The sequence below is a fragment of the Nocardiopsis ganjiahuensis DSM 45031 genome (assembly GCF_000341085.1).
In the GTDB taxonomy this organism is placed as follows: domain Bacteria; phylum Actinomycetota; class Actinomycetes; order Streptosporangiales; family Streptosporangiaceae; genus Nocardiopsis; species Nocardiopsis ganjiahuensis.
On the sequence record NZ_ANBA01000013.1, the window covers coordinates 64,318 to 75,563 of the forward strand.

General features: G+C 73.2%; 9 protein-coding genes. 3 read left to right on the forward strand and 6 right to left on the reverse strand.

Annotated elements, in window-relative coordinates:
• Window positions 1–21: 21 nt before the first annotated feature.
• On the reverse strand, window positions 22–2,169 hold the full coding sequence (locus D458_RS0118185) for a tetratricopeptide repeat protein (protein WP_063825736.1): 2,148 nt from the start codon (window positions 2,167–2,169) through the stop codon (window positions 22–24).
• A 207-nt stretch (window positions 2,170–2,376) separates the two neighbouring features.
• On the opposite strand from D458_RS0118185, the gene D458_RS0118190 reads away from it, so the two are divergent.
• A complete protein-coding gene (locus D458_RS0118190) occupies window positions 2,377–2,637 on the forward strand; it encodes a GlsB/YeaQ/YmgE family stress response membrane protein (protein ID WP_017588183.1) in 261 nt (86 codons plus the stop codon).
• Between the two features lie 37 nt (window positions 2,638–2,674).
• Here D458_RS0118190 and D458_RS0118195 read toward each other — a convergent pair whose 3' ends face one another.
• Complete coding sequence (locus tag D458_RS0118195; protein WP_017588184.1) at window positions 2,675–3,610, reverse strand: Gfo/Idh/MocA family protein; 936 nt, start codon at window positions 3,608–3,610, stop codon at window positions 2,675–2,677.
• Window positions 3,611–3,937: 327 nt separating this feature from the next.
• Here D458_RS0118195 and D458_RS0118200 point away from each other — a divergent pair, with 327 nt between their 5' ends.
• A complete protein-coding gene (locus D458_RS0118200) occupies window positions 3,938–4,822 on the forward strand; it encodes a tetratricopeptide repeat protein (RefSeq protein WP_017588185.1) in 885 nt (294 codons plus the stop codon).
• 134 nt (window positions 4,823–4,956) lie between these two features.
• Here D458_RS0118200 and galK read toward each other — a convergent pair whose 3' ends face one another.
• The 4 genes from galK to D458_RS0118220 are packed head-to-tail and all read right to left on the reverse strand — an operon-like array spanning window position 4,957 to window position 8,887.
• The gene (gene galK / locus D458_RS0118205; protein WP_017588186.1) at window positions 4,957–6,114 is read right to left on the reverse strand and encodes a galactokinase; all 1,158 of its coding nucleotides are present in this window, start codon (window positions 6,112–6,114) and stop codon (window positions 4,957–4,959) included.
• Window positions 6,111–7,073, reverse strand: coding sequence for a UDP-glucose 4-epimerase GalE (galE, locus tag D458_RS0118210; protein ID WP_017588187.1), 963 nt, complete (start codon window positions 7,071–7,073; stop codon window positions 6,111–6,113). The genes galK and galE overlap by 4 nt, the downstream gene beginning before the upstream one ends.
• Window positions 7,074–7,076: 3 nt before the next feature.
• Window positions 7,077–8,102 carry a galactose-1-phosphate uridylyltransferase gene (gene galT, locus D458_RS0118215; protein WP_017588188.1) on the reverse strand — a complete coding sequence of 342 codons (1,026 nt, stop codon included), beginning with the start codon at window positions 8,100–8,102 and terminating at the stop codon, window positions 7,077–7,079.
• Window positions 8,099–8,887 carry a DeoR/GlpR family DNA-binding transcription regulator gene (locus D458_RS0118220; protein WP_017588189.1) on the reverse strand — a complete coding sequence of 263 codons (789 nt, stop codon included), beginning with the start codon at window positions 8,885–8,887 and terminating at the stop codon, window positions 8,099–8,101. Before D458_RS0118220 ends, galT begins: the two co-directional genes overlap by 4 nt.
• A gap of 206 nt (window positions 8,888–9,093) precedes the next feature.
• Here D458_RS0118220 and D458_RS0118225 point away from each other — a divergent pair, with 206 nt between their 5' ends.
• Window positions 9,094–11,244, forward strand: coding sequence for an alpha-galactosidase (locus tag D458_RS0118225; protein WP_017588190.1), 2,151 nt, complete (start codon window positions 9,094–9,096; stop codon window positions 11,242–11,244).
• Window positions 11,245–11,246: the final 2 nt, after the last annotated feature.

Genomic DNA, 11,246 nt, shown 5'->3' on the forward strand with positions numbered 1-11,246 from the left:
AAGCCGTACGGGACGCTGGGCTCAGCCGGATTTCGTGTACGGGGGCCGGTTCAGCCGCGACCGTGTTCGTGCGGCTTCGGGGGAGGACAGCTGTGTGTAGATGGGAAGTGCTGCGCTGAGCCGCTCGCGGGCCTCGTCGATCCGTCCCTCGGACTCGGCGAGGTCGGCGAGCATGACCAGGGCACCGGCTCTTTCCGACCTGGCCCCGATCCGGTCGCTGAGGTCCAGGATCCCGTCCAGGAGCGGTCGGGCGTGATCGGGTTCGGCCGCCGCCAGACGGGTGGCGGCCAGCCCCGCCATGGTTCGGACCCGCATGTACGGTTCGTCGTCCTCGGTGAAGAACTCCAGGGCCCGGCCGAAGTAGTCGACGGCCGCGGCGTGGTCGTCCAGGTCCCGGCTGGCCTCACCGAGTCTTCGCAGCATCAGCGCGATACCGCGGTTCCGCCCGAGCCGGGTGTGCACGGCGAGCGCTTGCTCGAAGAGGAGGCGAGCCCGTTCGGGCTGATCGCGGGCCAGTTCGCACACCCCCGCGCCCTCCAGCGACGAGGCCTGTCCCAGTACATGACCGGCTCGTCTCCACGCGGCCAGGGCCCGGTGGTGGAGTTCGGCGGCCACGGTGGGTTCCCCGAGGCTCAGCCGTAGCCCCGCCAGAGCGTTGAGCATGTTCGCCTCGGCGGCGGGATCGCCGAGGGCCTCGGCCGAGGCCAGACCGGTCGTGTAGGTCTCCTCCCAGGCGTCGAAGTGCTTGCGGATCATGAACACGTTCCGCAGCGCCTCGCACAGCTGCCAGCACAGGGAGTGCCTCCCCGTCGACTCGCAGAACCGGACGGTGACACGCAGGACCTCCAGTTCTGACTCCAGCCACTCCAACGCCTCCGACCTCGAACCGAACTCTCTCCGGGGCGGGCGGTCGAAGACCGGGGCGAGGTGCCAGCGGCCGGGGTTCAGGGTGCGGTCGGCCGCCGCGGCGGTGGTGAGGTAGTACTCCAGGGCCCGGTCCAGGGCGGCGGTGGACTCGGAGCGCCCCTCCTCGGTTCCGGCCAGGGAGCGGGCGTGCAGACGCACCAGGTCGTGTTGGCGGAACCGGCCTTCGGAGGTCTCCTCCAGGAGGTTGGCCGCGACCAGGTCCGACAGGAGGTCGTCGGTCTCGGCGGGCGCGCTGTCGAGCAGCGCCGCCGCGGCCCCCGGTGTCAGGTCCCGGCCGGGGAGCAGCCCGAGCAGCCGGTACAGGCGGCGCGCGGGTCCGGGTAACAGGCGGTAGGAGGCGGTGAACACCGTGTCCACGGACAGCTCCCGGGAGTGGCTGAGCTCGGCGAGGCGGTCGCCCTCATCGGTCAGCCTGGACACCAGGCGGCTCAGGGGTTGGTGGGGCCGCAGTGCCAGACCGCTGACGGCGGCGCGCAGCGCGAGCGGGAGCCGGCCGCACAGGGTGACCAGCCGACGGGCGGAGGAGGGATCGGCGCGTGTGCGGTCGTCGCCGAGCATGCGTGCCACGAGCTCCATGGCCTCGGTCTCGTCCAGCGGCCGGACGTCCAGGAACTCGGCCCCGTCCAGGCGCAGACCGGTCAGGTGCAGCCGACTGGTCACCAGGACCAGGTGTTCCCCCTGGCCGGGAGTGAGGGCACGGACCTGCGCGGCCGTGAGGGCGTTGTCGAGCAGGACCGCGATCCTTCTCCCGTGGGTGCGGCTCCGGAAGGCCGCCGCCCGGGCGGAGAACTCGGGTGGAATCGAGGCGGGGTCCGCGCCCAGGCTCCGCAGGAACGCGTCCAGGACGTCGGAGATGTCGGCCGGGCCCTCCTCGGTGAAACCCTGCAGGTCCGCGTACAGGGCGCCGTCGGGGAAGGCGGCACTGGCCGACTCCAGGAAACGGGTGGCCAGGGCGGTCTTGCCGACACCTCCGGTACCGGTGAGCACGACGGATCGGCCGCTGCCCTCGCGGGCCACCTCCTGGCGGAGGGCGGACAGGCGGCGGAACTCGGGCTCGCGGTTGGTGAAGAGGCGCGGCGCTGCCGGCAGCTGTCGGGGCACGGGCGTGCGCGGTTCCGTGCGCGGTTCACCGTGGAGGCGCACGGAGCCGTGGACGGTCCCGACCTGGATCACCGTGCCGCTGACGTCGCGGGTGGACGCATGGTGTTCCGGGCCTGGTGGTTCGCCTGCCGGAGGGGGCATGAGGGGCTTCTCTCGATGTCGACAGAAGGAGTTCTGCCCCTCACTGTCCGAAGTAATCCAGACACCCGGTACTGCACGTGCAGGAACGGGTGCATGTGCATGCGAAGTGTGCGAAGTGGCCAACCAGGAGCAAAGGCTCTGCCTCGGGCCGTGTTTGGGACTCGTTGAGAGGGAACGGGGGGAGGGCATCTACTTGAAGGAGGGTCCGTGGAGATCACTGGAATCATCACCGCGATCATCGTTGGCCTGATCATCGGTGCGCTCGGACGTCTTGTTGTGCCCGGCAAGCAGCATCTGCCGATCTGGCTGACGCTGCTCCTGGGCATCGTGGCCGCCTTCGTGGGCGGCTGGATCGCGAGCTTCTTCACGGGGTTCTGGCTGTTCGTGCTGATCGTTCAGGTCCTGGTGGCGGCGGGGATCGTCTACCTCGCGGACGGCATGTACTCCAAGAACGCCCGTACGGCCTGATCCACCGAGTCACCGGCTCGCCGCGCGAGCCACGGCGTCAACCCGAGGCCACCGGATCCGATCCGGTGGCCTCGGCCACGCGTACCGTCCGGCCGGAGCGCACCGAGGCCTCCGCCGCCGCCAGGACGGCCACGACCTCACGGCCGAACCGCACGTCGCAGGGGTCTCCGGGGCCCTTGCGGACCTGCTCAAGCAAGCGGTCGACGGCCGACCCGAAGGCCTCCACCGCACTCCGGTCCCCGCCCGGTACCGACCGCCACCCGTGTTCGCCGTAGAGGTCGACGGAGAAGGCCCCCGCCTCCGGTGCCGCGTCCAGGGAGACCGAGAACGAACCCACCGCCCCGTCCCGGTGCCGGGTGAGCGCGTGCACGCTGTCCCGTGGCCCGGCGACCGCCGTGACCTCCTCGACCGGGCCCAGCACCGGGAGTACCACGGAGAGCACGTGCGGGCCCACGTCCCACAGCCCGCCCTTCTCCCGCCGCCAGGGCGAGGCCCCGTACGGGTTGCCCGGCTGGAAGATCGACGCGAACAGGGTCGCCCGCACCCCGTGCCAGCCGCCGTCGGCGGCCGCCTCGCGCAGGAAGTCGTTCACCCCGTCGGAGAACCGGCTGGTGAAGAAGACCACCGAGGCCAGGCCGCGCGCCTCGGTCTCGGCGACGATCGCGTCGGCGGCCTCGGTGGACAGGGCGATCGGCTTGTCCAGCAGCAGGTGCTTCCCGGCTCGGGCCGCGCGCAGCGCCAGGTCGGCCTGGACGTGCGGCGGGAGGGCGATCGCGACGGCGTCGACGTCGGCGAGGAGCGCGTCCACGTCCTCGTAGGGCCGGGTGCCGAGTTTCCCGGCCAGCTCGGCCGCCTTCGCGGGGTCACGCCCCCACACCCCGACCAGCGTCGCGTCCGGGTGCGCGGCCAGTGCGGCCCCCTGTGTCTCCGTCGCCCAGAAACCCGTGCCCAACAGTCCGAACCGCAGCCCCATGGGACCCTCCCGTGTCAGTGATGCCTCCTGGCAACCCTGGCCTATGGAAGCGCTCCCATCAAGAGGGCGCCCGCTTGCACCGCTGACACGGGCCTGCCCCCGGTCGCCCGTCCTGCGGCACCCGAGCGTGTTCGTCGCGCACGCCGGGGCGGGCGCGACCGCGGAGACCGCGTTTCCGGTGTGGCCAGGTCCGGACGGGCGCCCCGAACCGGCTCCGGTGAATCCGCAGGTGGTCCGGCCTTTCCCGGAGGGACCGGAAACGGGGGCGTTCGCGTGATCCGTCAATCGCCTGGTGATTCGTGACGGAGTCCACCACCATGGTCACCTGTGAGCACTGGGCAGGATTCGGTCAGTGGGGGCGCCGGCAGCGGCACCCCCGCCGCGGAGAGGGCGGAGCCGTGGGACGGGCGTCTGCCCGCAGAGGAGCGGCCGGGGACCGGCCGCCGGTTCGCCGAGCACCTCGCCGAGGTGACCGGGAAGAGCCTGAGCGGGAGCGACGGCCCCGATGAACGCGTGGAACTCCTGCGGGCCGGGCTGCACGCGGCCCGGGACCTCGGGGACACCCGGCTCGAGGCGCGTGTGCGCAACCTCTTGGGGCTGGTCCTCCTCGACTCCGGCGACCTCGAAGGCGCCGACACGGAGTTCGGCGCGTCCCTCGCCCTGGCCGAGTCCGGGGGCGACGACCGCGCCCGAGCGGCCGCACTGCAGTTCCGGGGCGTCGTGGCCCAGCGCGGCAGGCGCGACGAGGAGGCACTGGTCCTCTTCGGCCGGGCGGAGGCGGTCGGAGCGGCGACGGGCCGCGCCCGGGGGACGGCCGGGCTCGACCTGCTGCGCGGCCGCTCCCTGGTGACCCTGGGCCGGTTCGATCACGCCCTGGAGCTGCTGGACGCGGCCCTGGAGGCCTTCTCGGCTCCGCGGGAGGACCGGCCCGTGGACGAGGTCAACGTGGCCAGGGTCCGGCTGGAGCGGGGGCGCGCCCTCAACGCCAAACGCCGGACCGGTGAGGCCAGGCGGGAACTGGAGCTGTCCCTGGCCGGGTTCGAGGACCGGGGGCTCACCGCCCAGGCAGCCCGGGTCCGCGAGGTGCTGGCGGGGGTGGCCCAGCTGTCCGGTGAGAAGGACTGGAAGGACCACCTGGTGGAGGCGGAGCGGCTCTACCGCGAGATCGGCAACGAGACCGATGCCGCTCGGGTGCGGACCTACCTCGGATAGGTCCGGTGCGGGCGGTCACGGCACCGAACCGCACCGGTGTCGGCGGTGTCCCTGAGAGAACGGACGTCCTGTGGCGGAGCGGGAACGGCTGAGCGGTGGCGCGCCCGCCCGGGCGCGCCACCGCACGGCACGGTTCAGCTCAGGCGGCGGGCCCCGGCGGACGGCAGGGCGGTGAACACCACCGGTTCGTCGAAGCCCCGCTCGGCGAAGGCCGCGCGCACCGCCTTTTCGCAGTCCGACACGGCCTCGGCGTCCACCAGGGCGATCACACAGCCGCCGAACCCGCCCCCGGTGATCCGGGCGCCCAGCGCTCCGGCGGACAGCGCGGCCGCCACCGCCGTGTCCACCTCGGGCACGCTCACCTCGTAGTCGTCACGCAGGGAGGTGTGGGAGGCGGTGAACAGCGGACCCGCCTCACGGGGCCTCCCGGACCGGAGCAGGGCCACGGCCTCCAGCACCCGCGCGTTCTCGGTGACCACGTGCCGCACGCGGCGGCGGACGAGGTCGTCGGGGAGCGCGGCCAGCGCCTCGGGCAGTCCCGCCACGGAGACGTCGCGCAGCGCCGGCACCCCCAGGATCCGGGCGGCCTCCTCGCAGGAGCGCCGCCGCTCGGCGTAGGCGCCCTCCACCAGGCGCCGCGGTGCCCGGGTGTCCACCACCAGCAGGGACATCCCGTGTGCGGCCGGGTCGAACGGCACCTGCTCGGTCTCCAGCGAACGGCAGTCCAGGAACAGCGCCCGGCCCTCGTCGGCCAGCATGACCGCTGACTGGTCCATGATCCCGCAGGGCATCCCCGCGAAGTCGTTCTCCGCGCGCTGGGCCAGGCGTGCCACCTCGGCCGGGGCGGGCTCGGAGCCGTACAGGCCGGTGGCGGCGAGGACGGTCCCGCAGCACACCGCGGCCGACGTGGACAGTCCGGTCCCGGTGGGGATGGAGCTCTCCACCAGCAGGTCCAGCCCGCCGATCCCGTACCCCTCGTCGGTGAGCGCCCACAGCGCTCCCGCCTGGTAGGCGGCCCAGCCGGGCACCGAACCGGGGGAGAGGTCGGCCAGGCGCGCCTCGAAGACGTCGGGGAACTGCCCTGAGCGCAGCCGCACGAGCCCGTCCTGACGGCGGGCGGCGGCCACGGTCAGGGAGTGGGGCAGGGCGATCGGGAGCGCGAAACCGTCGTTGTAGTCGGTGTGCTCGCCGATGAGGTTGATCCGCCCGGGGGCGGTCCACGCCCCCTCGGGGTCCGAGCCGAACACCTTCCGGAACCCGGCCGAGACGTCGTCCACACGGGTGTCGTTCATGCGCTGACCTCCCGGCCACGGGCGAAGGCCCAGGCGTCCGCCACGATCTCGTCCAGCTTGCGCACGGGCTCCCAGCCCAGCCCTCGGCGGGCCCGTTCGGTGTCGGCCACCAGCACCGCGGGGTCGCCCGCGCGCCGCGGCCCCTCGACCACCGGGACGGGGTGCCCGGTGACGCGGCGGACGGCGGCCAGGACCTCGCGCACCGTGTACCCGCCGCCGCTGCCCAGGTTGTACACCCGGTGGGTGCCGGGCTCCACGTGCTCCAGCGCCCGCAGGTGGGCGTCGGCGAGATCGGCCACGTGGAGGTAGTCGCGGACCGCGGTGCCGTCACCGGTGGGGTAGTCGGTGCCGAAGACCGAGGCGTGCGGGGCCTCGCCGGCGGCCACCCGGAGGAGGTTCGGGACGAGGTGGGTCTCGGGGTCGTGCCGCTCGCCGCACCCCCCGTACGCGCCGGCGACGTTGAAGTAGCGCAGGCTCACCGCGCCCAGCCCGTGCGCCCGCGCCCAGCCGGACAGCATGTGGTCCACGGCGAGCTTGCTCGCGCCGTAGGGGTTGGTGGGCACGGCGGGGTCGGTCTCGCGCAGCGGTGCGTCCGAGGGCGGGTCCCCGTAGGTGGCGGCGGTGGAGGAGAACACGAAGCGGTTCACCCCGTGGGTCCGCGCCGCCTCCAGCAGGGCGAGTGTGCCGCCCACGTTGTTGTCCCAGTAGGGTCCCGGGTCCTGGACGGACTCGCCGACCAGGGTTTTCGCGGCGAAGTGCAGGACCGCGTCGAAGGACGGGTCGAGCACGTCGGCGGCGGCGCGGATGTCCCCCTCCACCAGGGTCGCGCCCGGGGGGACGGCGTCGCGGTGCCCGGTGGAGAGCACGTCGAGCACGGTGACCTCGTGCCCGGCCTCCAACAGGTGCGCGGTGACGACGCTGCCGACGTAACCGGCGCCGCCGGTGACGAGGAGTTTCACGGTTCAGACCTCTCGGAGTCGCTGGGCCGTGGTCTCGGGGGCCACGTCGTTGCTGAACACACCCGCGCCGGACTCGGTACCGGCCAGGTACTTGAGTTTGCCCGGGGCGCGGCGGACGGAGAACAGTTCGAAGCGCAGCCGGGACAGCTCGCGGAGTCCGGGATCGTTCACGGGAGCCTGGTGGCAGGCGGACATGTAGGGCAGCGGGGTGTCGTACAGGCGGTCCATCCGGCGGAGGAGGTCGCCGTAGAGCTCCGCGAGGGCGGTGCGTTCGCCGTCGTCCAGGGCGGGCAGGTCGGGCACGGCCCGGTGGGGGTACACGTGGACCTCCACCGGCCAGCGGGCCGCCTCGGGGACGAACGCGGTCCAGTGCTCGTTGCGCAGCACCACGCGGGGGCCCGCGCTCTCCGCCGCCAGGATGTCGGCGAACAGGTCGCCTCCGGTCTCCGCCCGGTGCAGACGGGCCGAGTCCAGGTCGCGTTCGGTCCGGGGGGTGACGAACGGGAGCGCGTAGATCTGCCCGTGCGGGTGGTGCAGGGTCACCCCGATCTCCGGGCCCCGGTTCTCGAAGACGTACACCTGCGCCACCTCGGGCCGGGCGGACAGCTCCTCGGTGCGGTCGGCCCAGGCGTCCACGACGGTGCGCAGGCGCCCGGCGCCGAGTTCGGCGAGTGAGGTGTCGTGGTCGGAGGAGAAGCAGACCACCTCGCAGCGGCCCTCGGCGCCGCTGAGCGCGGGGAAGCGGTTCTCGAACACCGCCACGTCGTACGTGGAGGAGGGCACCTCGGTCAGCCGGTCGCCGCGGGAGGGGCACAGCGGGCACTCGTCGCTGGGCGGCAGGTGGGTGCGGCCCTGGCGGTGGGCGGCGAGGATCACGTGTTCGCGCCGGAGCGGGTCCCAGCGCAGCTCCGAACCGGGAGCCGCGGGGGGCAGGTCCCGCAGGTCGGGGACCTCCTCGCGGACGCTGTCGCCCTCGTCGTAGTAGATGATCTCGCGGCCGTCGGCCAGGCGTGTGGCGGTCTTTCTCATCCGTCCTCCCGGGGGATGTCGGTGACCACGAGGCGGCCCACGCGGTCCTGGAGGGTCTCGCGCGCCGCGGGGGGCAGGCCGGCATCGGTGACGAGCACGTCGCAGCGCTCCAGCGGGGCGATGGTGCTGATGCCGACCGTGCCCCACTTGGTGTGGTCGGCGGCGACCACCAGGGTGCCGGCCGACTCCACCAGGGCGCGGTTCGTCTCGGACTCCATGAGGTTGGGGGTGGTGAACCCGGCCCGTTCGTGCATGCCGTGCACGCCCAGGACCAGGGTGTCCAGGTTGATCCCGCGCACGGAGGCCAGGGCGATCGGGCCCACGAGGGCGTCCGAGGGGGTGCGGAAGCCACCGGTGAGCGCCACGGTCTGGTCGGTGCGCTCGGACCGGTAGAACACCTCCGCCACGTGGACGGAGTTGGTGATGACGGTCAGCCCGGGGGTCTCGCGCAGGTACTCGGCGACCAGGGCGGTGGTGGTTCCGGCGGACAGTCCGACGGCGCTGTGCGGCTCGACCAGCTCGGTCACGGCGCGGGCGATCGCGTGCTTCTCCTCGGACTGCCGTGTCGACTTCGCCTCGAACCCGGGCTCCTCGGTGCGGGCCCCCACCGGGGCGACGGCACCGCCGTGCACCTTGTGCACCTCGCCGCGGTGTTCCAGGGCGTCGAGGTCGCGGCGGATGGTCATGTCCGACACGGCGAAGGCCTCGACGAGCTCGGTGACGCGCACGCCCCCGTCCCGCCGGACCTGTTCGAGGATCAGCTCCTGCCGTTGCGCGGCCAGCATCCGCGTCCCCCAAGGGTGGTTAATGTTTGATTCTGTTTGATTAAGGTGCCTCGTTGGCGTTCCTGCTGTCAATAGGCCGGGGAGGAGGCGATGGAATTTGTTGATATCTGTCCTGGGGTGTTGACAGAGGAGGGGTCGCCTTCCGAAGCTGGGGACGCCTGAGGGGACCACTCCGTCGCCGGGCCGACCCTGGGAGCGAGCAAGGGATGACCCACCACCGCACCGTCGAACTCCGGGCCGCCGGGACCGCGCTGGTCCTGGGGGTGCCCGACTCCGGTCTGCCGCACGTCCTGCACTGGGGCGCCGACCTGTCCGACCTCGAAGGGTTGGCCGAGGCCGCCGCGCCCCCGGCGGCCAACAACGGGGTGGACGTGCCCGTACGGCTGTCACTGCTGCCCACCCAGGGGGAGGGCTGGCGCGGCCACCCGGGGCTGGCCGGACACCACGACGGGCGGGTGACCTACCCGAAGTGGGGGCGGACCGAAGTGGTCGCCGACCCCTTGGAGGGGGCCGGGCCCGGGACCGGCGGGCAGGTCACCGCGACCGCCGAGGCAGGCGGGCTGCGGGTGCGCTGCGAGGTGCGGATGGAGGCCTCCGGACTGGTCCGGGCGCGCAACACCGTCACCAACCTCGACCCCGCCCCCTGGACACTGGACGCGCTGCACGTGACCCTTCCGCTGCCCCGGGAAGCGGCGGAGGTCCTGGACCTGACCGGGCGGTGGGTCCGGGAACGCTCACCGCAACGGCAGCCGCTCACCATGGGCACCCGGATGCGGGCCTCCCGGCGCGGCCGCTCCGGGCACGACGCACCGCTGCTGCTCACCGCGGGCAGCCCGGGGTTCGGGTTCCGGCACGGCGAGGTCTGGGGTGTGCACACCGCCTGGAGCGGAGACCACGTCCACCTGGCCGAGCGGCTCCCCGAGGGGGCCGGACAGGCCGACGCGGTCATCGCGGGCGGCGAACTCCTCCACCCCGGCGAGGTCCGGTTGGCCCGGGGCGAGTCCTACAGCACCCCCTGGGTGTTCCTCTCCTGGTCGGACCGGGGCCTGGACGGCATGTCCGAGCGGGTCCACCGGTGGCTGCGGGCCCGGCCCGAACACCCCTCCTCGCCGCGTCCCGTGGTCCTCAACACCTGGGAGGCGGTCTACTTCGACCACGACCTGGAACGGCTGACCGGGCTCGCCGACACCGCCGCCCGGATCGGGGTGGAGCGCTTCGTCCTCGACGACGGCTGGTTCCGGGGCCGCCGCGACGAGACCGCCGGGCTCGGGGACTGGACCGTGGACCCCGAGGTGTGGCCGGACGGCCTGCACCCGCTCTTCGACCACGTCCGCGCCCTCGGTATGGAGGTGGGGCTGTGGGTGGAACCGGAGATGGTCAACCCCGACTCCGACCTCGCCCGCGCCCACCCGGAGTGGCTGCTGGCTCCCGAGGACCACCTGCCCCCGCCCAGCCGGAACCAGCAGGTGCTGGACCTGGGACGGCCCGAGGCGCTGGAGTACGTGTTCGGACAGCTGGACGCGCTGGTCACCGAGTACCGGCCGGACTACCTCAAGTGGGACCACAACCGGGACCTCCTGGAAGCGGTGCACGGGCCCACCGGCGGCGCGGGCGTGCACGGCCAGACCCTCGCCGTCTACGAACTGCTCGACCGGCTGCGCGCACGCCACCCCGGGCTGGAGATCGAGTCGTGCTCCTCCGGCGGCGGCCGCGTCGACCTCGGCGTCCTCGCCCGCACCGACCGGGTGTGGGCCTCGGACAACAACGACCCCCTGGAACGGTTGGCCGTGCAGCGCTGGACCGGTCTGCTGCTGCCGCCCGAACTGGTCGGCAGCCACGTGGGCGGGCCCGAGTCGCACACCACGGGACGGGTCACCTCGCTGTCCACCCGGCTGCTCACCAGCCTGATGTCGCACGCCGGGATCGAATGGGATGTCACCCGCTGCTCCGAGGCGGAGGTCGCCGCCCTCACCTCGTGGATCGGGCTGTACAAGGAGCTGCGGCCGCTGCTGCACTCCGGTGACCCGGTGCACGCGGACCCCACGGACCCGGCCGACCAGCTCGACGGGGTGGTCGCGGGGGACGGCGGCGAGGCGGTGTTCCGGTACGCCCGGCTGGAGTCCTCCGTACGGGCCCTGCCCGGGCGGATCCGCCTGCCGGGGCTGCGGACGGACCGCCGCTACCGGGTGGTCCGGCGGGAGGAGGCCGGACGGCCGTCCACCATGCAGCAGGTGACCCCGGAATGGTTCCGCAGGGGGGAGACGGTGGTGTCAGGCGCCGTGCTCGCCGGATCCGGGCTCCAGATGCCCAACCTCAACCCGGCCCAGGTCCTGCTGCTCCACCTCACGGAGGTCTGACC

What these genes read in the sequence shown, in the direction of transcription:
- galT (WP_017588188.1), bottom strand. Translation starts at nt 8,102, where the DNA reads ATGAGAAAGACCGCCACACGCCTGGCCGACGGCCGCGAGATCATCTAC.
- D458_RS0118225 (WP_017588190.1), top strand. Translation starts at nt 9,094, where the DNA reads ATGACCCACCACCGCACCGTCGAACTCCGGGCCGCCGGGACCGCGCTG.
- D458_RS0118185 (WP_063825736.1), bottom strand. Translation starts at nt 2,169, where the DNA reads ATGCCCCCTCCGGCAGGCGAACCACCAGGCCCGGAACACCATGCGTCC.
- D458_RS0118220 (WP_017588189.1), bottom strand. Translation starts at nt 8,887, where the DNA reads ATGCTGGCCGCGCAACGGCAGGAGCTGATCCTCGAACAGGTCCGGCGG.
- D458_RS0118195 (WP_017588184.1), bottom strand. Translation starts at nt 3,610, where the DNA reads ATGGGGCTGCGGTTCGGACTGTTGGGCACGGGTTTCTGGGCGACGGAG.
- galK (WP_017588186.1), bottom strand. Translation starts at nt 6,114, where the DNA reads ATGAACGACACCCGTGTGGACGACGTCTCGGCCGGGTTCCGGAAGGTG.